Here is a 26,855-nt window from a genome sequence, read left to right as displayed (position 1 = left end):
CTCTATTCAGACAATCCTAGGCATCGACGGAATACCGCATATAGCTTCAAAGCGTTTTGATCCACGCTGAAATTACTCTTCGCGAGTTCAAAGGCCGCCAAACCCATTTTTCTCGACCGGTCACGATCATTCGCGAGAGTGGAAATCGCAGCCGCAAGCCTCTTGGGATCATGTGGCGGAACAGCCAATCCCGTTTTCCCGTCGACCAGAGTGTCCTTGGTCGGATTCGTCACGGCAACAATGCTCGGAATGGCGGAGAATGCTGCCTCAAATACCGGACGACCCGGAGCGTTGTAGTGCGATGGAAAACACAACACATCAATGGACCGATAGGCTTGAGCGATATCCGACATGAACCCAACCAGATGAAAGTCCTTGGCCAAATCGTAGCTATGCAGCCGCTGCTCCACTTCTGCCCGGATATTTTGGTTGATTCCAAGAACGCTAAGGATCCTTGCACGCAGCGTTTTTGAGGAACGAGCGTCATCGCCGATAACGACGTATTCGACGTCAATGCCGCTATCTCTGATGATCCGCGCCGCCTCGACCAAATCGAGGATACCCTTCACCTTCAAAAGGTTGCCAACAAAGCCAACTTTCAGCGAGCCCGATCGCGTTTTGGCTATAGCAGCTCGAAAGGCGGGATCGGGATCAGCAACTGGCTTCGGCGTGAAGGCGTTGTGAATAACCTCCACGTCCAAGTCTGCGGGCAGGCTTTGACGAACCGTTTCGTCAATTGCAATGATAGCACTGGCGTTTCGCCGCAAAAACGAATTCACCCACCTGGTGCGCCAGGAACGATCATCGCTACGTGCTACAGAACGGACGTGGACCACGACTGGTACCTGATAGAGTCGTTTTGCAATCCACATCGGGAAAATGCCGGTAAACTCGTTGATGTGGATCAGATCGATGTCAGGCCATTGGCGATGAGCGTTCCTGATTGCCGCGATGGTTGCGGGAATGTTGAGAATTTCTCTCAAGAGGACAATCCATCGCGCGCCCCGATAATAGCCATACTGGGTATTGTCGAACTGGCTCAAACCACGGACAGCGATAACCTTTCCCAGCTTGCTGAAAAACGGCATGACGGTGCCACGGGGGGTGACGAAGTGCGGCTCGACAGTCGACGGAAATGCCCGAACAGCCTCCGTGAGGCTGCGTGAGGCACCGCCGAAGGTGCCGATCATATGTATGAAGAGGACTTTCACGTCTGCCGTCCTATCGCTCCGCTGGAATCATGCGAGACTTCCGTAGCTGCTCTGTCATATAATCAACGAGCATGGTAGCGCCCTCCCGGCTAAGATGGTCCGTGTCCGTGTACAGCAATCGGTTGGCGGTATGGGTGATGCAGCGCCCGCTTTCCTTGCTACAGAAAACATCGTCCGGATAGACTGCGAGAAAGTTCGAGCGGCCGTCAAAACTCTGCAGAACGTCGTACACTCTTCGAGTGCGATCAAGATAGGCTTGCCGCGCCGTGGTAAGCGGCAATGCTCCTGTCGCTGTCAGTTTGAGTACTGTATGGGGCACGTTCCAGCCGACCTCCGGTACTGGCGCGATGTAGATCACGGTCAGTCCATTATCGAGCAAGGTCTGTATCGTGCTCGAAAGCGCGCCTTGGACTCCAAAGATACGGTCGAGTTCGTTTGCTGGCGTTACCCCCTTTACCTCCACCGGGATCGGCTGACCCGGTTCTACGCCACCCTCACGGTTGTCAAACCGAGTCCCTTCCATATAGGCGTTGATCCGATCGTTTATCACGACGGTGGTGATGCGGTCGTGCCTTAGCTTATTCAAAACGGCGCTTGCAAAATTCGCACAGTGCTCCGGCGTATAGACAGGATCGACGCCCAATACATACGGGCAGCCAGGATAGGTGAGCATTTCGGCGGACACACCAAGCGTTTCAAAAAGCCGCGACAATGCGTCCGAAAGGGTCTCGGCATGACTGTCACCGAGCACCGCCCACGTAGGAGGAACGCTCCGTAAGCCAATCATGCAAGCCTTTTCAATCGATGCCGATTTGCAGTCTTGCCCCTTGAGGCTCAATGTCCCGCGTTCAGCTGACACTGAAATCATTTCTTGCTGATCTGCTGTGTAGCGTTGTGGCAACCCGTCGGTGATCAGATTTACCGACAAGACGATCGCAAGGACCACAGTGGTCGCGGCGCACGTCACCAGCACAGTCATATTGCTGAACGAACTCGGTTTTCTGAACGGCCTTTCAACAAGCAACCAGGTCAAAATCGCCATGGCCACTGCGGTCGCGATTAACAGAACTCGCTGGAAATACGAAATTTCGCCGATGGCGTAATGACGAGCAAAAGCGAATATCGGCTGATGCCAAAGGTAGAGGGAATAGGAAACGAGCCCGATGCCAACGAAAGGCTGGGATGAGAGCAGGCGGCTCATCAAATCGCCGCTCCCTGCGAAAGCTATAATGCTGCAGGCGCCGAAAATTGAAAGCACGGTAAAGGCGTAACCGGTAAGGCCCAATGGTTGACCGAAAACGAAAGCCGCCAGGAGTGCCATGCCTCCAAGCAGCGGAAAAAGCCAGCTCCCCGACAACCCAGTTAGAACGAGTGGCGCCCGATGCCGAAGAACAGCAGCGACTATAGAGCCGGCTAACAGCTCCCATGCGCGAAATTGGACAAGATAAAACACATCCGCAGGTTGCGAATGTTGAAATCCAAGCGCGAGAAAAAGCAAAAATGCACTAAGACAGATCAGATATTTTGCAGGCTTCCCAAGACTAAATCCATAAATGAGACCAAGCAACAGCGGGTAGGCGACATAGAACTGCTCCTCGACAGAAAGCGACCAGAGATGGAGGAGGCTTGAAAGACCAGCCGCCTCAGAGAAATAATCCTGCGTCAGCCATAAATATATATTTGCGACAAAAGACAGAGCGGCCAAGCCATTTCGCGAAAACTCCTTCAGCGAATCCGGTGGAAGAAGCCAAATAGCACCCAGTGTCGAAATGCCGATAACGACGTAAAGAGCGGGCAAGATACGTCGAATGCGGCGCATATAAAAACGCGAGAAATCCACTCGACCGCCAGCCAACTCATCGAGAAGAATGCTGGTAATCAGATAGCCGGAGATGACAAAAAATACGTCGACCCCGAGATATCCTCCCGGGAGAATTTGCTTGCCCCGCCAGAAGAATTCTGCATGAAAAATAACGACTGCGACAACGGATATCGCCCGCAGGCCGTCGATTTCGGGTCTATAGCGCATCGGAACGGATCAGCCGATATATTGACGCGTCGCGTTCACCACCTTCTTGGCAAACTCGAAGAAGCCGTGACTGTTCGGATAATCTTCAAACGTCTTGCACGGAGCCTGCATCATCGCCTCAAAGCTCTCCTCCGCCATGCCGAGCTTTTTGATCGTGTACTCCCGATCTTCTTCCAGCATGTGTGCCGGGTAGACGGGCTGCAGCATCGCCTCGATGGCTTCGTCGCGAGTCATTTGTCCAGACAGTATTAAATTCGAGTAATGAGCCTTCCGCTTATCAATATTGAATTTCCGCGGGAGAATATACGCTTGGTAGAAGCGTGTATATATGGATTCATAGTGTTTTCCACCATAATACACCCAACCAAGATCATCCCCCAAAACTCTCATCGCCTTCTTTTTGTCGTATTCAACGAAATTCAGGACGGAAACCATCCGTATTTTTCTTAAGAAAACGTAGTAAAATAAATCCAACAGCGAGAAGTGAGGATAGTTTTTGAGTTTCGCACTACCAAACTTGCGGTGGACGCTCTTAACATAGCGCCAATCAAAGTAGCCGTAGCCCCATTTCTCGGGAAGAATCGCCTCTGAGATTACATTCGTGCCAGTAATAACGTGGCGCAACCCATATTTCGCGGCAAATCTGTAAAGGAGCGCAAATATCGCGTGGTCGGTCGGCACCTCTCCGTCAGGCGTTGAGGCTTTGAGAAAGGACAGCTGTAGATCCTTAAAATCGTCCCAGTTGAGCACGTGTGTGTGCAGATCGATATTCAGGGTTTTCAGGGTCTTTTCGATATTGGCGACAGCAAGCTCGGAATTCCAGCCGTTGTCGAGGTGAACGGCCAACGGACGCAATCCAAGGCCCTTCACGAGCCAGGCGACATAGGTGCTATCGACGCCGCCGCTCACACCAATGACGCAATCGTAGTCCCTGCCGGCACCGGCCTGCTTGATCTCGCTCACCAAGGCATTCAACCGGCTTTCGCGTTCCTCCGCTGCGACGAGGCGGGTCTTGGAAACGGTGTCATACCGATAGCAATGGTTGCAGACCCCATCAGCGTCAAACTTGATGTCGGGGTCGGTCGTGTCCATGATGCAACGCGTGCAAACGATCATCGGCACGGATCTCCTGAAAGCAGCTTAGCCGAGCGCGCGCTCCAGCGCATCGCGAGGCGGATAGGTGATGAGAACCGCACGATGCGGCCCCTGAAAAACAAACATGGCACCAGCGGCCACAGCGGAAGCTCCGCCTTGAGATTTTGCCATTCGAAAGTCTTCTATCGTAGCGGCGCCACCCGAGGCAATAACCGGAATTCTAACCGCACTGGAAACAGACTGGATAAGTTCCAGATCGTAACCTTTCATTGTGCCTTCATTGTCAACGGCGGTGAGGTAGATCTCGCCGGCCCCCAGTCCTTCAACCATTCTGGCCCATCGAACCGGATCTTTTTCCGAAACCTTTGCACCGCTTGAGGAATAGACTTGGTAACCTCCCCACAGTGACTTCTTCACGTCGATGGAGACAATGACGGCTTGGCTTCCAAACTCCGTTGCGGCCTTCTTGATGAGCTCCGGGTCAGCGATCGCTGCATGATTGACGACAATCTTCTCGATACCTGCCTTCAGGATCGCGCGAATATCATCGATCGATCGAATGCCGCCGCCATAGGAAAGCGGCATGAAACACTCATTTGTAATGTTCCTGATCGTTTCAAACGCAGGCCCCCGGCCCTCCTTCGACGCGGTGATATCCAGAAGCACCAATTCATCAACTTCCTTGGTGTTGAAGATCTTGATCGCGTTTATCGGATCGCCGATGTAAACGGGGTTCTTGAATTTTGTCGTCTTGACGAGCCCGGAACCTTTTAGGAGCAGACTGGGAATTACCCTTGTCGCGAGCATCTCAACCTCAGCAATTTTCTGCAAAATTCTTGAGCAACCACATTCCGTAGCGATGGCTCTTTTCAGGATGGAACTGCGCGCCACGAATGTGGCCTCTTTCGATGCCCGATGTAAAGCGCAGGCCAGCGTATTCGGTTTCCAACAGGGCGTCTGCGGGGTCATTGCAAACGACGTGGTAGGAGTTGGCAAAATAGAACCGCGGCCGCCCGGGAGTTGCCTCCGTCAGTGGCGAGACTTTTCTTACATCGACCTCATTCCAGCCCATATGAGGTACGCGCATCTCGGGGTTGCTTGCATTGTCGAACCGAATCGCACGAGCATCGATCCAGCACAGGCCAGTCTCCACGCCCTCTTCACTCCCGGCGCCCAACATCTGCATGCCGAGACAGACCCCCAGAATAGGAACCCGCTTCTCGAGAACCACGTGATTTAAACTCTCGATCATTCCGGTAGCCTTCAGCGTCCGCATGCCCGCATCGAAGGAGCCGACCCCTGGCAAGATAATCTTCTCCGCAGCAAGCACATCTTCCGGAGTAGTTGCGAAACGCGAACCGACACCCAGCTTCTTGAGCATGTTTTGCATGGAACCAAGATTACTAGTGCCGTAGTCGATGATGGTGATTTCGATCATTTCGTCGCTTCGTAACCTTCTGCCTGTGGATGCAGCAACCGTGTCATATTCCCCAAGAAACCTTGCGCAAAGAAGTGATCCTTTGTCTTGACGGGAACTATTGGCCAACCTCTTCTGGAGACAATTGCCGCAAACCTTTCGGGATTGTCTACCAGAAACGCACCGTCATGCTGCAGTATCGCGGCAACCGATTGATAGGTTTCAAAAGGAATAATCCCAGTCGGCGTACCAATTCCAAGTGCATCGTAATGCGAAGCTGAGGATATGCTCAAATGCAGATCAGAAAGAGCGATCAACTCATGGGTTGAACGAGTTGACTTTCCCGAAATGATCTCCACACGTGGTTCGTGTCCGAGATATTGAGCATACAGTTCCTCTTCGACGTCATAGGCGGGATGAAGCTTAATATGGATCTTGATCGGCACACTTGCGTTTTGCAGGAATACAATGACAAAGTGACATAATTGCTGCGCTGCAACACCTTGGGTGGTGATTGTAACTTTGATCTCTTCAGACGGTTGGAACATCGAATCGCGCAGTAGCCTTGCACGCTCGATGGAAAGCGCGCCGACAGCCTCGATCCGGCCTTCCGCTTCCAATGCCGTCCCCTGAAGCACCTCGCGGGTAAAATTGCCATAGGCCGCTAGGATCGAAGGCTTGATAACATCCGTCTTAGACGACAATTCCTTGGGAAGAACATTGGGATGAACCGCGGTGAATACACCGTGTTGCAGCTCAACAAATGCCACGTCCCGGTTTCGGCATGCATCCATCAATGCAAATTGCCCGCTGTCAGGCACCAGAACAACAGCTGGCGCAAATTTTCTGAGGACTAAGCCGTAAAGATAGGATCGCCAACGAAACACATTGTAGTGCCTTGCCAAGCGTCCAGCCGTATAATCACTGTAGCCGAACTCCTGGCCAAGTGCTTCGGCAAGCAGATTGAAGACCGGATCCGTTGACTTAAACGGGAAATAACGCCCGAGAATTGCGCTTAAGACGATGATAGACGTATCGTCAAAGACTGGACGACGTATTGCAATAGAGGTTCTGTCTTCAAAGCCGGCGGCATCGTATGAAGACATCTTAGCCCCTCCATGGATCTCGTCACACAAGGCGTCAAAGTAGATGTCCACCGCTTGGTCTGCTTGGATTCCGCGATGAGCTGAATCATAGGTCTTGCATAGGTAGTGGTACCGTCTGCCCGGTAAAAGATACTGCAGGATACCGAAAAGTACGCCAATGACCAGTCGCTTGCGCGACAAGGGAGCGCGAATTAGCCCGCCCCGTTGCTTCCGCAACGATACTTCAAAGCGGATCAGCTGCCACAGGCATACACCATCAACGACTTTCGAGAAAAGATCCCATCGCTCTTCAAATGAGCGCACGATTGCGCTGACCTCGGCTTCCGTAAGATTAGTGTCCTTGGTCACGCGACCCGCCTCCCCCGGAACAGGGTCCGCGCTGCTTCGAACCATGGTAGTGGATGCAACTTTTGCGAAAAAATCCAGACTGACAAGAACATCAAGAGCTGAGCAACGGCATAGGCCTGGGCGACACCCTGCAGGCCTTCGACATGCAGGAGCAAATAAGCCAGGGCGAGATTCAATATGCCGCAAGATATTGTAATGCCCGCAAGATATGCCGTCTTTTCGCGATAGAAGACCACATTGGCGACAACCAGATACATACCTCCAAAAGCCTGACCCAGTGCAATGAGCATTACAAAAGAAGACGCGTTCATAAACGCCTGGCCAACAAGGAACGGAAGGATCCAGGGAGCGAGAAACCCCACCATCATCGCTAAGATGAGAAGAGCAGCAAAGTAGATCATACAGAATTTCGCAATGAGTACATTCTTCTGATGTCTATTGTCCTTAATCGCCTCGATCAGCCACGGAGACACGGCACGGCTGCAAGCGTCCGAAAGCAAATTCACACCCAATCCAATTTGGATAGCGACCATATAGATGCCAGTGCTCGCGAGATCGAGAAAATTGGTGATCAACAACCGATCGACCATGGCGATAAGCATGCCGCCGACAACATGGGGGACGAGGGGAACACCGAACTTCAAGGCGTTCCGCACGTAGTCGACGCGAATATTGAGATCGATCCAGCGACCGTAAAATAGCATCCCCAGCGATATTGCGCCGAGAATGGCGATCGCCAAGGACATACCGATGAGCCGTCCCTCCCACGCAAGCCCAAAAGAAACGACAAGCACCAGAGATAACAAGGCATCAATTACAGCCTGACCAATTCGAAGCAGGCTGAACATGCCGGCTTGCTTTGCAGACTGGAAGATCGAAAGCATTGTCAGCAGGAGGAACTGCATCCCAGAGGTTAACACCGCGATCAGCAGCCATTTTCCCGGCAGATTGGTCAAAGCGATTAAGGGAACCTGGAGAAGGGTGACTGAAACGAAAACGATACTCGTCGTCGCAACCAATATTGCCAGGCACGAACCCACATATTTGGGGAAATCAATCTCGGCACGATCAAAGTAACGCATCCCGACAGCGCCGTGAACGCTCAGTCCGGTCAGCGCTCCAAGTGCAGTTAAGAACACGGAATACATAGCGACGAGGCCGTAGTCCTCTGGCGAGAGCACACGCGTTAGGATCGGCAAAAGAAGCAGTGGAAGCCCCGAGGCCAATGCATTCGTGGCGGTGAATACGAATACCGAACGAATGACCTGCAGGTTGAACATCAAATCAACCGAAGAAGGATTTGATCGCAGTCGACACAGTCACAACGTCGGCGTCGGACATGTGTTCACCAATCGGCAGGCTGAGAAGCGTCTTGTCAGCCTGATTGACGAAAAGATCCTCCTGGCCTTGGCCGAGATAATCGTAGGCCTTCAGCTTCGGCAAGGCGACCGGGTAGTGGACGCCTGTTTCAATGCCCTTCTCTGCCAGCCACGCGCTCAACTGGTCTCGTCTATCGGTTCGGATAACGAAGAGATGGTAGACTTGCTTGGCCCAATTTGCGCGACGCGGCAAGACTATCTCACGTACGTCGGAAAGCTCAGCGATATAGCGATCGGCAATTGCAATACGTCTTTCCGTCCACGCCGGCAGGTTCGGCAGCTTTGCACACAGAATTGCCGCTTGGAGACCGTCGAGGCGGGAATTTCTCCCTTCGAAGTCGTGGTCATATTTCGCAACGCGCCCGTGATTGGCAATCATGCGGGCACGCTTTGCCAAATCGGCATCTCCTGTCACGATTGCGCCTGCGTCGCCGTAGGCGCCCAAATTCTTCCCGGGATAAAAGCTGAACGTGGCGATGTCGCCGATCGTGCCAACGGTCTTGCCGTGGCACGTCGCGCCGTGCGCCTGCGCACAATCCTCAAGGATTTTCAGACTATGCTCGTCCGCAACCTTCTTAAGGGCAACCATATCGCACGGGTGACCATAGAGGTGGACGGCCATGATGGCGCTGGTACGCGGCGTGAGCTTTGCCCGCACCGTCTCTGCGGTCAGCGTATAGTTGCCGGGATCGACATCGGCAAAAACTACTTTCAAACCGCTTCGCGTGACAGCTTCCGAACTGGCGATAAAGGTATTGCCGGGAATGATGACCTCCGAGCCACCAGGAAGTGCCAGGGCTTCGAGCGCGATCTCGATCGCATCCGTCCCATTTGCCACACCGATGCAGAATTCAGTCCCGACATAATCGGCAAAGGCCTGCTCGAATTCCTTGACGTTCGGACCGCCGATGAAAGCGCTGCTCGCCAGGACCTTGGCGATTGCATTATCGATATCGGACTTGATCGAAAGATATTGTGCGTGCAGGTCGAGGAATTTTATCATGGTAGATTCCGCAGTTTACGACATGGGTTTCCAGCGTAGATTCCCGGCTGAGAGATATCGCGTGTCACGACGCTTCCCGCGCCGACGACGACGTCATCACATATGGCAACTGGCAAAATTGTGGCATTGCTCCCGATCGACACCCGATCGCCGATCCGGGTGCTTTTCCACTTCGATTTGTCACCACGGGCCGGTCCGCCGGAAGCAAAAAGGTCATTTATAAACATCACACCATGACCGATGAAACAATCGCTGCCGATATCGACGAACTCGCAGATGAAACTGTGTGATTGAATGCGTGTTCCAGAGCCGACGGAGACGCTTTTCTGAATTTCGACGAAAGGGCCGATGAAAACGTCGCTGCCGATTTCGCATCCGTACAAATTGACGGGTTCGACTACGGTGACATTGCCACCGAACTGGACGTCAGAAGCAATACCAACCGTTCTGCGTGTCAGTTCAGCCATTCTTGCCGCGCCCGAGTTTGGAATGACGCGGCACCACCGGGAGGAATACCTCCTTGCCGGTCTCGATGGATTCGTAGATCGCGTGGATCAGTTGAATGCTCTTGCGACCAATGCGCCCATCCACATCCTGCTGCCGGCCACTCACCAGGCAATCAACAACATGCTCGTAATACATCTGGTGGCCGAAGCCATAGACGTTCGGCGGGTTGACCGAGTATTTGTCCATGATTTCATCGACATTGTCTCGGCCATCTGTGAAATTCCAGACCTTCATCTTGTTGACGGCAAAGCCACCGATCTCAACGGTTCCTGTTGCGCCCAGAACCGAAATCGAGCCTTCAAGATCCTTGGGTCGAGTTGCGGTGGTTGCTTCAATGAGACCCAGTGCCCCGTTCTTGAACTTCAGAAGCACAACAGCCGTATCTTCCGTCTCTATATCGACAAGCGCGGTCGTACTTTTCGCAAAGACACTTTCGACATCGCCCATCATCCATTCAAGCAGATCAATATGGTGGCTGGCCTGATTGGTCAGAACACCACCATCCATAGCCCAAGTCCCTCTCCACGGATCCTGATCATAGTAGCTCTGATCGCGACACCACCTGACCCGGATCGTACCCATGACCATCTTACCGAAGCGGCCGGCTTCAAGCGCTTCGCGAAGCTTGACCACAGGGACGTTAAAGCGGTTCTGCTTGACGACAAACAATCGCGACCCCGTTGCATCGCAGGCGGCAATCATCGCATCCGCGTCCTCAAGAGTTAAGGCCATCGGCTTTTCGACAATGATAGGCTTGCCGTATTTTGCAAGTGCAATGACGTCGGTGGCGTGATTGCCGCTTTCAGTCAGGACTGAAACTGCATCGACGTCAATCTCACGCATCATTTCATGCATATCGGTGAAATAGGGGACATTGAACCGCTCTCCGATGGCACGGGCCTTTTCCGGAACGATGTCACAGACTGCGGCGAGACGTGCCCCCTCAATCTGGTTGAGGCCCAGGAGTTCTGAATGGCGAACAGCAATCCGACCACATCCGACGAGAGCGAAATTGAGCATGCGCCTATCCAATTCTAGAGACTTCCTCTTGAGAGTTACTGCCTTAGCCACCGTCTGAGCGTTTCGCAACCTGATAGAGCATGCCAGGCGCGATCTTTCGTAGAGTTGTTGTGGTTAAAGAGATCCCATAAACCTTCCGAGGAGATTCAGGCCCGCCAAACCGCTGCGCTCAGGATGAAATTGCACGCCGACAATATTGTCCTTCGTAATTGCCGCGGTCACGTCGTTGCCTCCGTGATCAACGACGGCGAGAAGGTTCGAAGCATCGCTCGGCTTCGAATGATAAGAATGAACGAAATAGAACTCCTGGTGATCCTCGTCGCCAGAGAGCGGCGTAGATTGCCATTGTTCCGGGAGAACGCCCGTCGCCGGTTTCACCTTGCTCCAGCTAATATGCGGCACACGCAAAGGATCGCCAGCCTTATCCACCGACGGAATGCGTTCTACCGTTCCCGGAATAAAACCCAGACCCGCATGGGCTCCGAACTCCAGCGATGAATCCATCAGGACTTGCATGCCGATGCAGATCCCAAGAAAAGGACGGCCTGTCGCGACGTAACTGCCGAGGGCCTCGTCGAGACCAAAGCCCCGCAATGCATCCATGGCACGGCCAAAGGCGCCCACACCAGGCAGGATTACTCGTTCAGCCTGCAGAATTGTGGGGATGTCGCGCGTCAACTGCGGCTCAGCGCCAATCTGCTTGAGAGCGTTGCAAACGGAGAAAACATTACCGATGCCGTAATCAACGACAACTACTGATTGGTTCATACGCCGACCACTACCTTCTTTGGTGTTCTAACCGGTATTCCAACCTGCTTTAGCTCTTGCCGCAATTTCCCAAAATCAGTTGAGTCGGAATGAAGGGCCTTCGCGAAGGCGACAGCCGTCGCGCCCGACCGGACAGCCTCGGTTGCATGGGTGCCGACTGCTGCGCCTCCGGAAGCAATTACGGGAATGTCGACCTCTCGCGTGACGGCTCTGATGAGTTCGGTATCCATACCCTTCATCGTACCGTCGCGATCAATCGACGTGATGAGGATCTCGCCTGCGCCAAGTTCCGCACCCTTCACAGCCCACCGGACGACGTCCAGCCCGGTATGGTTGCGCCCATTCTCCGTCATCGCTTCCCAACCACCTTGCGGCAGCCGCTTTGCTTCGATGGAAAGAACCATCGCCTGGGAGCCATAGGTATCGGAAATTTCCTGTAATATTGCGGGCCGCTTGGTCGCAGCCGTATTTACCGCCACCTTGTCGGCACCGACGTCAAGCAGTTGCTTGGCCGACTTGAGATCGCCTATTCCGCCTCCGACAGTGATCGGCACAAACGCCTCCTGTGCCACCTCACGAACGATGTCCGTCAGATTGTTGCGCTCATAAAGGCTTGCAACAACATCCATGTACAAGAGCTCGTCAGCGCCCTGATGATAATAGAGCTTCGCTCGTTCACCAGGGTTGCCCATCTTACGCCAGCCCTCCATTTGCACACCCTTAATCAGGTGCTGCAGCTTGACATCAAGACGTGCGATAAGGCGAATGTTCATATTCCCGACACTCAGTTCTGGGTAAATACGCTGCGGCGCAGCTTCCATCCATCATTGTCATAGGCCCAAAGATGAGGCGACCGGAAGCGGTTCGACAGCGCATGAAAATAGGCACGATCCATGATCGGCGCTTCAAACTGCTTTGAGGCATCGGGGAATTCCTTCTCCGGCAAGCTGAGGTATTCCATCAGCTCATCGGCAAAACGCTCGGGGAACTCGCCGTCGTAGCGTCGGACGAGAGCCACGCCCTCTTCGCGTTCCAGGTCACCGGATCGAATTTCCTGCGCAGCGTCGTAGGTCGTGCGACCAATACCGAATTTGATGAACGTCGTATAATAGTGAAGATCATCGATACGATCGTCGATCGAATTGTATTTCGAGTAGGTGCCGGGCGTCCGCTCGGGCGACGCTTCAAAACCACCATGCTCGACAGCGAAATAGTAAGCCGACTGCGGATGCCACCTAAGATAGTAACCGAGATAATGAACCTCGATACCCTTCTCCCGCAGTTCGTCCGGATTGGAAGGACGGTAGACATCGAGATCCGGCGCTCGAACACCATAGTCGTTGATCAGCGACTGAATGGACGTGCCGCCGAGAAAGATCTCACTGTCATCCGAAGTCGAAAAATAGGAATAGTCGCGTTTTGCAGATGTCATATCCGCGATCGGATTCCCGTACTCCGCTTCATTCTCACCGTAAAAGATCAGAGGTATGTTCATACGCGCCGCCATTTTCGGCGCATATGACTTCTGGCCGAAAATAAACGGCTGGAATGGATGGAACAGGTTCTCCACCGCAAGGCGTGTGATCAAGCGCTTTATCCGGCCGTTGGGCGTCAGAAGGTAGTTGTCAAAACCCGAGTGGATCCAGCGCTGGAAATTGCGCCAGCCCCATTCGGTATAGACGTGGGGCGCCCACGTTACCGTGAGTGGGTTCATGCCGAATTCGTATTTCAGCATCCACGATTGGTAGAAGCTGTCCTTGCCGCCCGAACCGGGCACCAGGCAGTCATAGTGGCCATTCCGCGAGCGATATCTGTCACACAGCACCTGCAATTCCCGGCGCCGCGCTTCCCAATCGATATTGCCGTCCTTCTGCTCCGCCACCCGACATGCGTCGCAAACACCGTCGGAATCAAAATTGATCGTCTGTTTCTTGCTGTCCTTGGTATGCTTGTGCTCAATCGTGGAGTTAGGGCGTTGGTTGGAGATCACGCATCGAGAGCAGAACGCGACATGCTGGGGCAATCCGTAAAGGGTGTCCGGATTGCTTTTGTCCAATCGGTATTTCGAAAGGTCCAGCTCGTCGGTGCGCGGATCTGAGTGGATAAAACGCATTGCCGTCATCCTATTATTTCGAATTGCTGGTTGGTTAACGGTTATGAATTGCTCGCGCAAGAAGGTAAGTTCGGTTAAAATTCGAAGTGCTCTTCTTCCACAGCATCGTAAATGGCGACCGCCTTGACGAGTGTTTTGCCGACGAGAGACTTCAAGCGAGCCGGTGGCAAACCGGTTTCGGGACGAAGCGAGACAAAATCGGCCGCCGAGACAACATGACCCTTTGGAAACTCCGCCGCAAATTTCAGCCCCTTGCGCACAAGCGCGCGCGTAGCCAGTTCGACGGGCTTCGGAGCTTTGACGCCATCGCCCAAAACGGTCTCAATCAGACGGATTTCAGACACCATTCGCTTGAGCTCCCCAGGCTCGATCGATGCCGCATGGTCGGGGCCTTGCATTCTGCGATCTAGTGTAATGTGCTTCTCTAGGACGCGCGCGCCTGCCGCCACAGCAAGAGGCGGCACAAGAATCCCAGCGGTATGATCGGAGTAACCTATCTTTTCATCGAGCGTCTTCTGCATTGTATGCATGGCCGCCAGGTTTACGTCCGACAACGCGGTCGGATACGCTGTCGTACAATGCAAAACGCATAGATCGCCGTCGTGCCCTAGCGCTTGCCACACATCCCTTACAGCCCGAATGCAGTCTCGCACCTCGTCAAGAGTCGCCATTCCAGTCGATATGATGATCGGAAGGCAAGTCCGGGCAGCAACCTCTACAAGCGGAGTGTTGGTGATTTCGCCGGATGGAATTTTTATCCGCCTAATTCCCAGCTCGACGAGGAATTGAAGCGACGCAATATCAAAGCCGGTCGACATGAACTCGATACCCCTCAGGGCACAGTACTCGACAAGCTGGCGATGCTGATCGTGAGACAGTTCAAGAGATTTAAGTAGTCTGAACTGATCATCTTCGGCACCGTTCCGGCGCTGGTATTCGACGGTTTTGGTACCTGCGACGATCAAATCCTCAGCTTTAAACGTTTGAATCTTGGCAGCATCTGCGCCCGCCTCCACCGCCACATCGATAAGTTTGCGGGCGAGATCCAGGTTACCGTTATGATTGACGCCAATCTCAGCGATAATGAAACAACGATTCTTCACCGTCACTGCTTTTACTCCAAGACTTTTTTCGAATCCGACATAAGCTTTGCCGGGTTACCCACGTAAACACCCGGAGCAGCAATACCGCGCGTAACCACCGCTCCGTGTCCGACAGTTACATTGCCTACGATAGCCGTCGCGTGCCGGACAGAACTATTTGCTCCGAGAAAGCAACCGCTGCCCAAGGATGAACCTCCAGCTAGCACGGCGCCCGGTGCAAGATGCGAGAAATCGCCCACCACACAGTCATGTTCGACGATTGCTCCGTTGTTAACGATGACGCCATCACCAATCGTTGCCTGAACACCAACAATACCTGCGAGCACCACGACCCCTCGACCCAACCGCGCTGAAGCACTGATTGTGGAGGCCGGATGGATGATCGAAGCGGGCGCAAATCCCTTTGCCAGATAGGCATTGAACAATTTCTGGCGCAGGACAGCGTTTCCTACCGCCGGAACAAATACCCACGTTTCATTATCGCGCACAACTTCCTTCTCGTCTTCGACGCAGCGCGCAATCTGTAGCGACCAGTTTTTATGTTCCTTGGGATCGACGGCCACCACACGAGCAAAATGATTGTTCATTAAGGCTGCTTCAAGGACAACTCGACCATGTCCGCCTCCCCCCACAACGAGCAGCGAAGGCTTTTTCTTCTTCCAGAATATTGGCAATGGAAGCTTCATAGACGTTGACGGATCCGATGAACAATCAAAAACTACTCCTTCGGGGCCTGGTCGGGGAGGTCATAGAAGGGCTTTTGTAGCAGCCGGGCAAAATCGATTTTGCGAAGAGCTGACAATACTAAACCGGTAGCGTCACCCGGCCTGCCATAAGGAGGGGCGCTGTCTTTAATGGCATCGCGAAAAGCGGGCGACATTGCTTCGGTCATGGCCCTTACGATTGCCCCGGTTTCCTCGAGCGTGTCGATGACGGACATCGCTTTCAGCCGGCCCAGCTGCCGTGGGCCTACGTTAACAGTTGGGACGTCCACTGCGGGAGCCTCAATGAGGCCACTTGATGAATTACCGAGGACTACGCTCGCATGTTTCATCGCCGCGAGGTAGCGTAACTGGCCTAGTGATGCAACCAACCTGACCCGATCCGGGTGTTGGGAATGAAATGTCTCAAGCCTCGCATTAATTTTCCGGCCACCTGGATCGGAGTTGGCTTTCGTAATGATCACGGCCAAATCCGGAAAAGACTGCAGTGCCTCAAGGACATGCTCCAGGGCAGCAACAGGCGACGCAGAATCCATCGTCGCCGGATGGTAGGTCATCAACACATAATCGCGTTCCGGCTCGATTTCGAGTTCTCGCATCAGTTCCAATCTATCGGGTATGGAAAGCCGCCTGAAATTATCGAGGCCGATCGCACCAATGTTGAATACTCGTTCCGGCGCCTCACCCATCCGAATCACTCGATCAGCGTACTGTCCGGCAGCCGTGAAATGAACATGCGCCATTTTTGTAATCGCATGCCGGAAGGTATCGTCCATGGCACCTAGAGTTACTTCGCCGCCATGAATATGGCCAATAGGGATATGAAGAAACGTTGCAGCAGTCGCAGCCGCAAGCGCCTCAAATCGGTCCCCCAGTATGACCAGAAAATCGGGTTCGAGCTGTTCGAATGCGCCGCGAAAGCCGTCAATGGCGCGACCGAAGGCGCGTGCCATGCCGGCGTCGCTATCATCATCGTCAAGACAAGGTATTTCAGCGTCGATTTTGAAACCGTCGGCCCTAATGAAGCGAACGGTCTCTCCGAATGCCGGCGACAGATGCATGGCGGACACGGCAATCTGCAACTCGAAATCCGGATCGTCGTGCAGATCACGCATGAGCCAATACAAGAGGCCGTAATCAGCCCTTGTACCGGTCGTCACACATATCCGGGGTTTAGTCACCGTATCACCTCGTCACCGAGATCGTAGATCGTGGCAACGAGTTCAGTCGTCGCCAATGCGTCGTCGATCGTTGCTGCTCCCGTATTTTCCCCGCGCCAGGCACCCAGCACCTTTTCAGCTTGCACTCGAAAGCCTGGCTTAAATTGCAGGTCTGCTTCTGTAGCCTGAACCTCATTTAGGCTGCGCTCGCCTGCATTTTGAAATATCGCCTTTTCGAGAGGCCGCATCTCCCATCGCCTATGCGGCGCGGAAACCGTGCAGGCCCAAGGTCCTGGACCGTTCCATACAGCCTGATAGATACCGCGATCTCCCGTGGCGAAACTGACGTGCGCAAGCACAACCCCCGGCTCGCCGGCCTTCCACGGTTGCAATATCTTTACGTCAGTCACGCCACCGCGGCCGAAAGTCATTAAGTAATCAACGAGATGGATTGAGTTAGCATACATCCAATTGTCGACCACCGCCAAATTGTGGCCGATGGCCCGCGCGGTTTCGAGACTTTGCTGGTCCTGAACATAGATAAAGCGAGGGCCAGGATTTGCAGAAAGATCTGCAAGCGCGGTCCGTGTGGAAGCAAGTGTGCGCCGATTGAGACCAACCCACGCACGCCGGCCCGAAGATTTTACCTGCCCGTGAAGCGCACGCGCTTCTTCAAGGTTCAAGCCGATCGGCTTCTCCATGAAGACGTCAACGGGATGCGCCAATATTCGAGTTGCAACTTCAAAAATGGCCGGCTCATATACTGCCATCACCACCAAATCGGGCCGGGTGCTGGCAAGCATTTCATCAAGGTCATCACTCACAATCGGAATGTTCCAATTGTTGGCGATCGCCTGAGCCTTGGCCTTTGTCCTGTTGCTGATACCGACGAGCTCGACATTTGGCAGGGACACAAAAGCCTTTGCATGCTCGGCGATCATGCTTCCTGCACCGACGAGGGCGATACGGCATATTTTAGTGTTCACATGAATACCTTTGTAATTGTCCGGATCTTTCCCGGCGATCTGGAATAGGCGCCTCGCCCGATTGGATCGCGTCATCCTTGTCAATTTCCGTCAGACAAATCAACACGGGACAATGCTATTCCGTTTCTGCTATGAGAGCGGCACAAGTCAACCTGAGGTTCATTGAAATGAAAATGTGTGTCGTGGCGGCTCGTTCAGGGTCTAAGGGGTTGCCAGACAAAAACATCAAACCTTTTGCCGGTCGGCCGCTTCTTGCGCACACAGTTGAACAGGCTGTCCAATCAGGAATTTTTGATATTGTCGCGATCTCCAGCGACAGCGATCGTTATCTTGATATCGGTCGGGAGGCCGGCGCAAATCTGCTCGTCAAGAGGCCGGACGAGCTTGCCACCGACTTTGTCGCGAAGCCCCCCGTTCTCAGTCATGCTCTTCGCACAGCAGAAATGGAAGCCGGGCGGGAGATCGAGATGTTCTTCGATCTTCAGCCGACCTCTCCATTAAGGACTCCTGCGGATATTCCTGGGGCCGCCCAGAAGCTAGAAGCGAATGCCGACCTTCTCAACGTTGTGTCCGTGGCGCGCGCAAAGGCTTCGCCTTATTACACACTTGTTGAGGAAACTGTAGATGGCCGCATCGAGCTCTCAAAGCCCGGGATGCAATATGGACGTCGACAAGATCTGCCCAATTGTTATGAGCTCAACGGATCCATCTATGCTTGGCGTCGGCAACCCATCGTTGATGAAAGGCCCGCTATCACTGAACGGACAGGGTTCTGGCTTATGGCTGATGAATGCAGCTTCGATATCGATACGCCACTTGATTTCGCAGTCGCTGCCTTCGTTGCCGCCCATCATTTCGGATGGCCCGAAACACGCTAAGTCTTTCGCCTAGATCTCGATTTCGGTATCTATCCAGTGAAGTAAAGATCGCAGACAAACACGAAAGCGGACTGAGAAAAAACCATGATTACAGCCCTCATTGGCCTTGGACGAATGGGAATGCGGCATGCCAGCGTCTTGGAACAATGCCAACTTCCGATCGTGGCGATAAGCGATATAAATCGTGAAGCTTGCGATGCCGCCGGAAATAAGTATGGGATCCCGGAAGAGCGCCGCTTCATATCGGCAATTGAACTCATCGATCAGATCCGACCGGAATTTCTGATCATTGCAACAACGGCTCCCGGGCATTGTGAGCTTGTCGTCAGGGCGTCGCGAAATGGCGCCAAAATGATCCTGTGCGAGAAGCCTATGGCGACCAACTTGCGTGATTGTGAAATGATGATCTCCGCCTGTAATTCCGCAGGTGTGAAACTGGCAATCAATCATCAGATGCGCTTCATGGAACAATACACGCTCCCGAAGTCCATGATCGAGTCTGAGGCTTTTGGCGGCCTTGGGAGCGTTATCGTAAGTGCCGGAAACTTTGGCATGGCGATGAACGGCACGCATTATTTTGAAATGTTTCGTTATCTGTGCGGCGAAGATCCGGTTAAAGTGTCTGCTTGGTTTTCGAAGGACGAACTCGCCAATCCTCGTGGCCCCCAGTTTAGGGATGCCTCCGGAAGCATCCGCCTGGAAACACCGTCTGGGAAGCGCTTCTATATGGACTGCTCCCACGATCAGGGGCACGGCATGAACGTGACTTATAATTGCCGCCATGGACGCATCTCAGTTGATGAATTGGCCGGTACTCTCTCTTTCGTCGTTCGTAAAGAGGAATACAGAAATGAACCAACAACACGCTATGGCATGCCTTACGAATCCGAATCTATAACAATTACTCCGGCCGATGCTGTCGCGCCTACTCGCTCCGTTCTCGAAGCTCTTCTTGCGGGCGCTGACTACCCGACAGGGGAGCACGGCCTGCTTGCCATGAAATTACTTATCGCTGCCCACCTTTCCAACGAACGTGGGGGCGCGACGATCGATTTGCGCGGCGAGCCCATTGCGGGAGATTACACCCTACCGATTGCATGAGGGTCGGGGGTTACCGCCGCCATATAGTGCCTCAGCTTCTCGGTTCGGAGTGCCCTTGGGGAGAAGTAGAAAACGCACCGCGACCAATCTGCGTAAGAGACGCAATTCCCGCATTGGCGATGAGATAGGGACGACAGGCCAGTGGAAAATACCGGTATCAGAAAACTGAACGCCCTCGCGGACATCTTAATGCACCCTAAGGCCCAATCGGTCTGGGCATGGTACAAGAACGGCGGCGACATCCTTCTGTTCCTGGCTTATTCGCTGCTACTCACAATTTACATGGGGCAGGAAAGGATCGTCTCGCGAGGAGAACCGCTTTATTGGCTGCTTACACTGCCAGCAGTTGCAGCACCATTACCTAGACTCAGACAAACAGTAGAAAACCTCATATTTGGTTGTGCGAGGCCTATCGCCGTCATGGGTGTAACGGCGTCTATCTGGTTCGGCTCAAGAGGGGATTTAGGTGTCGTTCCCCCAATTGTCTTGCTCGCGTGGGTTAGCGCATGGGCGAGCCGCTCGGAGGTGCGCATCAACGTCAGATGGTTATTCGTGATCATCCTGGTATTTTACGGGCTCGGCAGTTTGAGCTTTGTCCTGCAGCCGCCTTTCGAAAAGTACAGTTGGTTGATGCACGAATACCACGGGGATCCACTGGGCGCTGACGGCTCTGGCGATATTGCGCTACCGCCACAAGACCGAGAGGGAATTGATATCAATGCCTGGGGCATTTTGCCTGGCCAAACTGCGCCCGCTTACGGGCCATGGCGCATTTCGATGGTCCCCAACATTGCGACTTCCGGCATCATCTCACTTTTCGCTTTTCTGATTGTGTTGAAGCATCTGCGTTTTCGATGGCTCAACATCACAACCGTTGTTGCCGCAGCTTATTTCACTATCTTGTCTTTCGTGCGTTCAGCGCTGATCGGTCTCGTGCTTTTCAGCGCCACCACCGTTGTTTTGACGCTACTTCCTGATAATGCGAGGCTTCGTGTTACGGTGGCGTTCACTATGACGTTGGGACTTATCCTCATCGTCGGTCTATCCCCGTTCGTCCTTTATCATCTACAAGATATTCCCCTCATATCCCGGTTACTCCTGCGCAATCAGAGCGGGCTTTCGCTGGAAGCGATCTACCGACAAGCTTACCGGCCCTGGCTGTGGCTTCAACACCTGCAGATCTTTTGGCAAAGCGACTACCTGATGGGATACGGAAGTAGCTTGGCTCAGAGCGCAACAGAAAAACTTCTAAACGCAAATCAAATAAGATCTGACTCTGTATCCCTACCGACGCGTCTGCTCGCTACATATGGTCTACCGGCCCTGGGATTTTTCTATTTCCTCGGCGAGCGCTGTTACACTCACGCAAAAAAAAACGACGTCTGGGGGGTGTCGATGCTGTCGCTACTTATCTGGCTTATGATGACATGGGGTAGCATATTTCATCCGACAAATGCGATATTCGTGCTCGCACTCCTGATCATAGGCCGCGGAGGAAACGCCTTCCATGAGGACCACAAGCAGCAATAAATCCGAAAAAATTTGCAGCTTCGTCAGTTGTTGGCGAACTGTCGTCTGACCTTGTCGACGACGAAGTCCTGATCGGCGACCGACAGACCGGTTGAGCATGGCAGCGTCATGATCCGTTGCCAGAGGTTGTCGCATACCGTCATTTCCGTCCTCGGCGCCCCTACATAGGGCGCCTGCAGATGGGCTGGTTTCCAGAAGGGGCGGGCGTCTATGCCGGCCTCCCGCAAACGAACGCGGATATCGGCCAACTGTCCTAGGTCTCTGCTGTTCACGACGATCCCGGAAAACCAATGCCCGCTTCGCGCATATTCCGGATCCGGAAAAGGCGCGATTCCAGGAAGGTCAGAGAAGGCCTCCCTATATTTCCGTGCTATATTCCGCTTGACTTCGACAAATCTGCCCAGATTTTCCATCTGAGCACAACCAACCGCCGCCTGGAGGTTTGTCATTCGGTAATTATAGCCGACCATGTCGTGATCGTAATCGGCTCCGACTCTGGCGGTGGTCGTCAGATGACGAAAGAGGCGTGCTTTTTCCGGATCATCCGTAACGATAATTCCGCCGCCGCCGGCGGTGACAGTCTTGTTCCCATTGAATGAGAACATCGTGAAGTCTGCGCCCAGACTTCCCGATGGACGGTCTTTGTAGATGGTACCCAGTGCGGCGGCCGCGTCAACAACAACCGGCAAATAGTGGGCCTTCGCCAACTCGTTAATCTCATCCATCTGGGCGGGAATACCGAGCGTGAAAACCGGCAATATTGCCGAAACTCTGCGCCCCGTTTCCGTGTGAAGTAACACGCCGTCCGCGCGACGATGCGTCTCATTCTCCAGTTTGTTAGCCAACAACGTTACGTCTATCGACCAGTTTTCGGGAGAGACATCGAAAAGCCACGGAAGCGCTCCGCAATGGGCAATTGCGGCAATCGAAGCGATGAACGTGAATGATGGCGCAATGACCAAATCGTCGCGCCCAACGCCAACCGATAGCAAGGCCGCATGAAGCGCGGTGGTCCCTGCGGATGTCGCAACGGCGTATTTGGCACCGGACGCAGCGGCCACCATTTCTTCGAAACGGGTGACGAATGGTCCCACCGTCGAGACAAATGTCGACGTTATGCATTCCTGCAAATATTCGGCCTCATGGCCGGCCAGGTTCGGTACTGCGAGCGGTATCATTGAGCCTAAATCCGTGAATCCAGAGTTTTTTCACTTGGCTTGTGGGTCTGCAGAAAGGACGGTTCGACCGCAGCCACAAGCTCCTTCAACCGATCCTTGTCGATCTGCTGTGGCCAAGTCGGCATACTGGCTGCGGCGAAAAGGGCTTCTAGGCTGTTGATCAATCTTCCAATCGATCCGCTAGCAGCACTTTTGTACTTGACGAGGGAAAGTCCCGCAAACCCGCCGTCCACGACGCTTTCACCGTTTGCGACGAATTCCTCGTAGGCCTTCTCACCTGCGGTATCGAGTGGCGTCAGCAGAAGTGGCCAAGAACCGGAGCCGCGAAGCAAGCTCGTCGCCCGCACCGCTTTGATTTCATCGCTGAAAATCACTGGCTTCAGCTTCAAATGCTCGAGGAATGCCTTTGCGACGTCTTCGAGCAAAACGAGATGTTCATCGGGACTAAGCTTGGGAACGACGATGTGTTGACCCGGCGCGCACACTGCTGCCAAAGTGCAGAGATGACCGGCCTCCTCCATGGAGACAAAATAGCGCCGTGTATCGACTGGCGTAGCCAGCGGCTGTTCCTGTTCGATGCGCCGCTGGAAGCTTTGAAGAAGCGAACCGTTTGAGAACGCGACATTTGCAAAGCGGGCAGAGACAATTTCCGCGCCGAGATCCTTCACAGCCTCGCCGCTGAACATCACATGCTCCATGAGGCGTTTGCTCGCGCCCATAAAGGAGCTTGGATTGGCTGCCTTGTCAGTAGAAACGGAGAAATATCTGCCTTTGAACTGCACTTCGCTCAACCACCGTAATAGGCGAGCCTGTTTGAGCAAGTTCGTGTCAAACATCTGCAGCATTGAGAAGGAATCCTTCTCCGACCTCACGTGCTTAATTGCCGCAAAATTCAAAACGAAGTCGTAGGGAGATTGGTCATGAATAAGAAGTCTCATCGCTGGAGAGCCAAAATCCAGCGGCAAGGTCCGAAAATCCGGAACGGCAAAGCCTCCTGGGCTGGAGCGGAGTGTCCGAACCAACTCCGCCAACTCGTTCTCATTCTGATCGATCACGTGAAGAGCACATGGCTCGAACCCCGAAATGACGGATATCGTAGCGGAACCGATTGATCCGGCAGCTCCGATAGCAAGTACTCGTTTGCCTTTGAGCTTATCTCGCAATTGCCCTTCAAAACGCCTCATATCCTCAGAGAAGATAGAATTCTCTCTTCCGGTCGCGATAAACGCGAGTTCGCTGTTCTTGCCGCTTTTATGAGCTTCAATGGGCATCTAAATTTCCTGCTTTAAGATCACGGCCATTTCGGTGCTTGTTTGCTGGGATCACCATCCCCGAAACTGTCATTCGCCCTAATCAAATCCTCATGGCGCCCAACATCGAGCCAGGGCTCTCGGACTGGAAAAACAGCAGCCGGCAACTGACGCTCGATCAGATATTCAAAGAGGTTTGTCATATCGAAAAACTGTCTGTCCGGGACATACTCCAGAACCTGGGGCTCAAGCAGGTAGATCCCAGCATTGACCAGAAAGTTGCATTTGGGTTTTTCCGTCAACTTGGTCAGATGGCGACCGGAAACTTCAACGACACCAAATGGCACTTCATAGCTGTGATTGTTGACCGCCATGGTCGCCACCGCAGACGATGTTCTATGAAAGTCAAGCATAGCCTGAAAATCAACCGTCGTGAGTATGTCACCGTTCATCACGAAAAAGGACTTTGTCGGAGCCCCCGGCAGAAGAGACAATGCTCCCGCAGTTCCCATCCGCTCCTTTTCCCGCACGAAAGTGAACCGCGCTCCAAACTTGGAACCGTCACCGAGATGATCCTCAAGCATATGCCCAAGATAATTCACACACAGCGTAATATCTGTGAGGCCTTGTGCCACCAGATTATCAACAATAATATCGATGAGTGGCCTGCCGCCGACCGATATCAACGGTTTGGGAACATTTTCGGTTAGCGGCCGAAGTCGAGTCCCCAGCCCTCCCGCCATTATTATCACCTGGTTCTCTTGGTACGAGAGCTGTTCAAACGCTGGGAGATACGCCAAATCCCGCAGTATGCCAGCCTCGTCGACGATAGGAAGGTGAAGAATTTGCTCGTGGCGGAGGCGTCCAAGCAAAATGCTCTTTTCAGTACCTAGCATTGCCGAACGAGGATTTTGTCTCATAAATTCTTGAACTGGCGTATCCAATCCATGACCTGAAAGCAGCGCCCGTCGGATATCTCCGTCGGTAATGATTCCAGTCAGTTTTCCCTCATCGGTGACAACGACAGCGATCTTCAGACCATTGCTGTCGATGACTTCGATTGCGAGGCGCATCACCGCGTCCTTCGCTATCACGACCCTGGAAATGTCAATGTAAGTCATTCCGATCCACTACTCCGACGAAATCGCAGACGGCAAAATCGCCCCACGGTTTTGTTGGCGGTACTCTCTAGCTCAGTAATCTGGCGATTCATAGTCTTCAAAAGCGTCGTAGGACCCAGGGCAACGCGTCAGAATGTGTGCGGGTATGAGCGGATGTAGCGACCCATTTCACTGGTGCTCTTTGCGTTATAAATAGAATTTCAGTGATTTTACACCGGCCCCACGCCACGCTCGGACTCTCAAACGCAATACCAGCTGGATAGGAGCCAACTGCCTCACTCTATGACGCAAACACCGTCATCTGCGGTGGCACCACCGCCAGGATGCCGGCACGGCGAGCGGCGACATACCTGAGGAGCTGTTCGATTACCCTCGGCATGACAGGCTTTTGCACCACGCCAACCGCGCCGCGGACACCATCTGCGACGACTTCCGGATTGGCAGTCATGAAGACGACGGAAATGCCGTGGTCTTCTGCGAGCTGCCGGCCGATCTCAGGGCCGGTTGCGCCGTCGGAGAGATTGACATCGACGAAGGCGATGTCTGCAAGCGGGGCGAGCCTGAAGGCCCCCTCGCGATCCGATGCGAGGCCTGCGACATGCACGCCCATGGTCTCGATCGTCATTTCGAGATCGAGGGCGATCAGCAATTCGTCTTCGACAATCAGCACTCGCTGTTCCATGAGATGTTCCCGTTGCCAGCTACGCATGACATTCGTGGCCATGACAGATCCCCTTTACGCTGTACCTTAGGAGACTCCGCTTCGTTGAAGACAGACTGCTTCGACGAGGCTCGCAGCTTAAACGGGCGATGCGACGATATGTTCCGGAATGAAACGCAGTATTTTCCGATTAAGTTTTTGTTAATATTGATAAATTCTTAAAACTTTGAGCTGATCATAAAAAGGCGGCTTCCTTTAGCCGCCATCTCAAATTCTGACTTTGGAGGCTTCCTAGCCCTTTGCCTTCAGCACCAAAACCGGATCCTTGCTGTAATCGGCCGGAAAGATCTGCTTCAGGTTCTCGATCTTCGGCAGGTCGTTATAGACGATATAGGGATAGGTCGGGTTCAGAGTCAGGAAATCCTGGTGATACTGCTCGGCCGGGTAGAAGCCGGTATAGTCGGTGACCTTGGTGACGATCGGCTGTTTGAAGACATGCGCCTTGTCGAGCTGGGCAATATAGGCTTCGGCCACCTTGCGCTGTTGCGGGTCGGAGATGAACAGCGCCGAGCGGTATTGGGTGCCCTGGTCCGGTCCCTGGAAATTGAGCTGCGTCGGGTTGTGTGCGACCGAGAAGAACACCTGCAGGAGCTTGCCGTAGCTCACCTCTCTCGGATCGAAGGTCACCTTTACGGATTCGGCATGGCCCGTCGTGCCGGTGCTGACCGTTTCGTACTGGGCGGTTGCCCGTTCACCGCCGGCATAGCCGGACACGGCGCTTTTGACGCCTTTCACATGCTGGAAGACGCCCTGGACACCCCAGAAACAGCCGCCGGCGAAGACGGCCGTCTCCGTGCCGGACTTGCCCGCCTCGTCGATGGCAGGAGCTGGAATGACGACGGCATCTTCCGCCGCCTTGGTGGCGACGGAACCGAGCCCAAGCGAAAGGACTGCGGTTGCGAAAAGCGCGGCAAGGACCTTGCCTGACGTGGATATCGGCATGGGGGGTTACCTCCGGGAAAAACATCGCGAAATTCTTGCCGATCGACGAAAAAGCCGCAAATCACAAGCTGTTCACTCACGCCGATGTGACGATTATACGAAAGCGAATGTGCGAAGCCGGAACAGGCGGCAAGGTGAGTTGACAATTCCCCGGGGAGTGGGGACAG

25 protein-coding genes are annotated in these 26,855 nt (G+C 53.6%); 3 read left to right on the top strand and 22 right to left on the bottom strand.

The annotated features are described in order from the left end of the window. Positions 1 to 2: 2 nt before the first annotated feature. The 17 genes from FHT82_RS05545 to FHT82_RS05465 all read right to left on the bottom strand — a co-directional run bounded on the left by FHT82_RS05545 (position 3) and on the right by FHT82_RS05465 (position 18,042). Positions 3 to 1,211 carry a glycosyltransferase family 4 protein gene (locus FHT82_RS05545; RefSeq protein ID WP_183727056.1) on the bottom strand — a complete coding sequence of 403 codons (1,209 nt, stop codon included), beginning with the start codon at positions 1,209 to 1,211 and terminating at the stop codon, positions 3 to 5. A gap of 10 nt (positions 1,212 to 1,221) precedes the next feature. Continuing rightward, the gene (locus FHT82_RS05540) at positions 1,222 to 3,240 is read right to left on the bottom strand and encodes an acyltransferase family protein (RefSeq protein ID WP_183727054.1); all 2,019 of its coding nucleotides are present in this window, start codon (positions 3,238 to 3,240) and stop codon (positions 1,222 to 1,224) included. Between the two features lie 9 nt (positions 3,241 to 3,249). Beyond that, positions 3,250 to 4,356 carry an N-acetyl sugar amidotransferase gene (locus FHT82_RS05535; RefSeq protein ID WP_183727332.1) on the bottom strand — a complete coding sequence of 369 codons (1,107 nt, stop codon included), beginning with the start codon at positions 4,354 to 4,356 and terminating at the stop codon, positions 3,250 to 3,252. 24 nt (positions 4,357 to 4,380) lie between these two features. After that, the gene (locus FHT82_RS05530) at positions 4,381 to 5,226 is read right to left on the bottom strand and encodes an AglZ/HisF2 family acetamidino modification protein (protein WP_348647577.1); all 846 of its coding nucleotides are present in this window, start codon (positions 5,224 to 5,226) and stop codon (positions 4,381 to 4,383) included. Next, complete coding sequence (hisH, locus tag FHT82_RS05525) at positions 5,150 to 5,773, bottom strand: imidazole glycerol phosphate synthase subunit HisH (RefSeq protein ID WP_183727052.1); 624 nt, start codon at positions 5,771 to 5,773, stop codon at positions 5,150 to 5,152. The genes FHT82_RS05530 and hisH (FHT82_RS05525) overlap by 77 nt, the downstream gene beginning before the upstream one ends. After that, complete coding sequence (locus FHT82_RS05520) at positions 5,770 to 7,206, bottom strand: hypothetical protein (RefSeq protein ID WP_183727050.1); 1,437 nt, start codon at positions 7,204 to 7,206, stop codon at positions 5,770 to 5,772. Before FHT82_RS05520 ends, hisH (FHT82_RS05525) begins: the two co-directional genes overlap by 4 nt. Then, positions 7,203 to 8,486 (bottom strand): oligosaccharide flippase family protein, encoded by a 1,284-nt coding sequence (locus FHT82_RS05515; protein ID WP_183727048.1) that lies wholly within the window; start codon positions 8,484 to 8,486, stop codon positions 7,203 to 7,205. Before FHT82_RS05515 ends, FHT82_RS05520 begins: the two co-directional genes overlap by 4 nt. Before the next feature lie 4 nt (positions 8,487 to 8,490). Continuing rightward, positions 8,491 to 9,588, bottom strand: coding sequence for a DegT/DnrJ/EryC1/StrS family aminotransferase (locus FHT82_RS05510; RefSeq protein ID WP_183727046.1), 1,098 nt, complete (start codon positions 9,586 to 9,588; stop codon positions 8,491 to 8,493). Beyond that, on the bottom strand, positions 9,585 to 10,055 hold the full coding sequence (locus tag FHT82_RS05505) for an acyltransferase (protein ID WP_183727043.1): 471 nt from the start codon (positions 10,053 to 10,055) through the stop codon (positions 9,585 to 9,587). The genes FHT82_RS05510 and FHT82_RS05505 overlap by 4 nt, the downstream gene beginning before the upstream one ends. Further along, on the bottom strand, positions 10,048 to 11,115 hold the full coding sequence (locus FHT82_RS05500) for a Gfo/Idh/MocA family oxidoreductase (protein WP_183727041.1): 1,068 nt from the start codon (positions 11,113 to 11,115) through the stop codon (positions 10,048 to 10,050). The genes FHT82_RS05505 and FHT82_RS05500 overlap by 8 nt, the downstream gene beginning before the upstream one ends. 114 nt (positions 11,116 to 11,229) lie before the next feature. Continuing rightward, positions 11,230 to 11,883, bottom strand: coding sequence for an imidazole glycerol phosphate synthase subunit HisH (gene hisH / locus FHT82_RS05495; RefSeq protein ID WP_183727039.1), 654 nt, complete (start codon positions 11,881 to 11,883; stop codon positions 11,230 to 11,232). Next, positions 11,880 to 12,704 carry an imidazole glycerol phosphate synthase cyclase subunit gene (locus FHT82_RS05490; protein ID WP_246698056.1) on the bottom strand — a complete coding sequence of 275 codons (825 nt, stop codon included), beginning with the start codon at positions 12,702 to 12,704 and terminating at the stop codon, positions 11,880 to 11,882. The genes hisH (FHT82_RS05495) and FHT82_RS05490 overlap by 4 nt, the downstream gene beginning before the upstream one ends. Then, positions 12,668 to 13,996 (bottom strand): N-acetyl sugar amidotransferase, encoded by a 1,329-nt coding sequence (locus FHT82_RS05485; RefSeq protein ID WP_183727037.1) that lies wholly within the window; start codon positions 13,994 to 13,996, stop codon positions 12,668 to 12,670. The genes FHT82_RS05490 and FHT82_RS05485 overlap by 37 nt, the downstream gene beginning before the upstream one ends. Before the next feature lie 74 nt (positions 13,997 to 14,070). Then, positions 14,071 to 15,105, bottom strand: coding sequence for an N-acetylneuraminate synthase family protein (locus tag FHT82_RS05480; RefSeq protein ID WP_183727035.1), 1,035 nt, complete (start codon positions 15,103 to 15,105; stop codon positions 14,071 to 14,073). A 5-nt stretch (positions 15,106 to 15,110) separates the two neighbouring features. Beyond that, positions 15,111 to 15,785 (bottom strand): NeuD/PglB/VioB family sugar acetyltransferase, encoded by a 675-nt coding sequence (locus tag FHT82_RS05475; RefSeq protein WP_183727033.1) that lies wholly within the window; start codon positions 15,783 to 15,785, stop codon positions 15,111 to 15,113. A gap of 32 nt (positions 15,786 to 15,817) precedes the next feature. After that, positions 15,818 to 16,981, bottom strand: a complete 1,164-nt coding sequence (neuC, locus tag FHT82_RS05470; protein WP_210277792.1) for a UDP-N-acetylglucosamine 2-epimerase — start codon at positions 16,979 to 16,981, stop codon at positions 15,818 to 15,820. Between the two features lie 17 nt (positions 16,982 to 16,998). After that, the gene (locus FHT82_RS05465; protein WP_183727023.1) at positions 16,999 to 18,042 is read right to left on the bottom strand and encodes a Gfo/Idh/MocA family oxidoreductase; all 1,044 of its coding nucleotides are present in this window, start codon (positions 18,040 to 18,042) and stop codon (positions 16,999 to 17,001) included. A gap of 2 nt (positions 18,043 to 18,044) precedes the next feature. Between FHT82_RS05465 and FHT82_RS05460 the strand changes: the two genes are divergently transcribed. The 3 genes from FHT82_RS05460 (at position 18,045) to FHT82_RS05450 (ending at position 21,476) form a co-directional block, all read left to right on the top strand. Further along, entirely contained in the window at positions 18,045 to 18,845 is an 801-nt protein-coding gene (locus FHT82_RS05460) for an acylneuraminate cytidylyltransferase family protein (RefSeq protein ID WP_183727022.1), read from the top strand. Positions 18,846 to 18,929: 84 nt separating this feature from the next. Further along, positions 18,930 to 19,946, top strand: coding sequence for a Gfo/Idh/MocA family oxidoreductase (locus FHT82_RS05455; RefSeq protein ID WP_183727020.1), 1,017 nt, complete (start codon positions 18,930 to 18,932; stop codon positions 19,944 to 19,946). 141 nt (positions 19,947 to 20,087) lie between these two features. After that, positions 20,088 to 21,476, top strand: a complete 1,389-nt coding sequence (locus tag FHT82_RS05450) for a hypothetical protein (RefSeq protein WP_183727018.1) — start codon at positions 20,088 to 20,090, stop codon at positions 21,474 to 21,476. 23 nt (positions 21,477 to 21,499) lie between these two features. On the opposite strand, the gene FHT82_RS05445 is transcribed toward FHT82_RS05450, so the two are convergent. The 5 genes from FHT82_RS05445 to msrA form a co-directional block, all read right to left on the bottom strand. Beyond that, a complete protein-coding gene (locus FHT82_RS05445; protein ID WP_183727016.1) occupies positions 21,500 to 22,654 on the bottom strand; it encodes an aminotransferase class I/II-fold pyridoxal phosphate-dependent enzyme in 1,155 nt (384 codons plus the stop codon). Between the two features lie 5 nt (positions 22,655 to 22,659). Next, positions 22,660 to 23,925: a polysaccharide biosynthesis protein gene (locus FHT82_RS05440; RefSeq protein ID WP_183727014.1), complete on the bottom strand. Its 1,266-nt coding sequence runs from the start codon at positions 23,923 to 23,925 to the stop codon at positions 22,660 to 22,662. A 20-nt stretch (positions 23,926 to 23,945) separates the two neighbouring features. Then, positions 23,946 to 25,025: a nucleotidyltransferase family protein gene (locus tag FHT82_RS05435; protein WP_183727012.1), complete on the bottom strand. Its 1,080-nt coding sequence runs from the start codon at positions 25,023 to 25,025 to the stop codon at positions 23,946 to 23,948. A 280-nt stretch (positions 25,026 to 25,305) separates the two neighbouring features. Further along, complete coding sequence (locus FHT82_RS05430) at positions 25,306 to 25,749, bottom strand: response regulator (RefSeq protein WP_183727010.1); 444 nt, start codon at positions 25,747 to 25,749, stop codon at positions 25,306 to 25,308. A 228-nt stretch (positions 25,750 to 25,977) separates the two neighbouring features. Further along, complete coding sequence (gene msrA / locus FHT82_RS05425; protein ID WP_183727008.1) at positions 25,978 to 26,688, bottom strand: peptide-methionine (S)-S-oxide reductase MsrA; 711 nt, start codon at positions 26,686 to 26,688, stop codon at positions 25,978 to 25,980. Between the last annotated feature and the right edge of the window lie 167 nt (positions 26,689 to 26,855).

The organism is Rhizobium sp. BK275 (assembly GCF_014193555.1).
In the GTDB taxonomy this organism is placed as follows: Bacteria; Pseudomonadota; Alphaproteobacteria; order Rhizobiales; family Rhizobiaceae; genus Rhizobium.
Note: the sequence above shows the minus strand (reverse complement) of the source record. Positions and strands in the feature narration are given on the sequence as shown.

What these genes read in the sequence shown, in the direction of transcription:
- FHT82_RS05540 (WP_183727054.1), bottom strand. Translation starts at nt 3,240, where the DNA reads ATGCGCTATAGACCCGAAATCGACGGCCTGCGGGCGATATCCGTTGTC.
- FHT82_RS05430 (WP_183727010.1), bottom strand. Translation starts at nt 25,749, where the DNA reads ATGGCCACGAATGTCATGCGTAGCTGGCAACGGGAACATCTCATGGAA.
- FHT82_RS05475 (WP_183727033.1), bottom strand. Translation starts at nt 15,785, where the DNA reads ATGAAGCTTCCATTGCCAATATTCTGGAAGAAGAAAAAGCCTTCGCTG.
- FHT82_RS05445 (WP_183727016.1), bottom strand. Translation starts at nt 22,654, where the DNA reads ATGATACCGCTCGCAGTACCGAACCTGGCCGGCCATGAGGCCGAATAT.
- FHT82_RS05440 (WP_183727014.1), bottom strand. Translation starts at nt 23,925, where the DNA reads ATGCCCATTGAAGCTCATAAAAGCGGCAAGAACAGCGAACTCGCGTTT.
- FHT82_RS05455 (WP_183727020.1), top strand. Translation starts at nt 18,930, where the DNA reads ATGATTACAGCCCTCATTGGCCTTGGACGAATGGGAATGCGGCATGCC.
- FHT82_RS05515 (WP_183727048.1), bottom strand. Translation starts at nt 8,486, where the DNA reads ATGTTCAACCTGCAGGTCATTCGTTCGGTATTCGTATTCACCGCCACG.
- FHT82_RS05435 (WP_183727012.1), bottom strand. Translation starts at nt 25,025, where the DNA reads ATGACTTACATTGACATTTCCAGGGTCGTGATAGCGAAGGACGCGGTG.
- FHT82_RS05485 (WP_183727037.1), bottom strand. Translation starts at nt 13,996, where the DNA reads ATGCGTTTTATCCACTCAGATCCGCGCACCGACGAGCTGGACCTTTCG.
- FHT82_RS05465 (WP_183727023.1), bottom strand. Translation starts at nt 18,042, where the DNA reads ATGACGCGATCCAATCGGGCGAGGCGCCTATTCCAGATCGCCGGGAAA.
- FHT82_RS05510 (WP_183727046.1), bottom strand. Translation starts at nt 9,588, where the DNA reads ATGATAAAATTCCTCGACCTGCACGCACAATATCTTTCGATCAAGTCC.
- hisH (WP_183727039.1), bottom strand. Translation starts at nt 11,883, where the DNA reads ATGAACCAATCAGTAGTTGTCGTTGATTACGGCATCGGTAATGTTTTC.
- FHT82_RS05505 (WP_183727043.1), bottom strand. Translation starts at nt 10,055, where the DNA reads ATGGCTGAACTGACACGCAGAACGGTTGGTATTGCTTCTGACGTCCAG.
- msrA (WP_183727008.1), bottom strand. Translation starts at nt 26,688, where the DNA reads ATGCCGATATCCACGTCAGGCAAGGTCCTTGCCGCGCTTTTCGCAACC.
- hisH (WP_183727052.1), bottom strand. Translation starts at nt 5,773, where the DNA reads ATGATCGAAATCACCATCATCGACTACGGCACTAGTAATCTTGGTTCC.
- FHT82_RS05535 (WP_183727332.1), bottom strand. Translation starts at nt 4,356, where the DNA reads ATGATCGTTTGCACGCGTTGCATCATGGACACGACCGACCCCGACATC.
- FHT82_RS05490 (WP_246698056.1), bottom strand. Translation starts at nt 12,704, where the DNA reads ATGGAAGCTGCGCCGCAGCGTATTTACCCAGAACTGAGTGTCGGGAAT.
- FHT82_RS05500 (WP_183727041.1), bottom strand. Translation starts at nt 11,115, where the DNA reads ATGCTCAATTTCGCTCTCGTCGGATGTGGTCGGATTGCTGTTCGCCAT.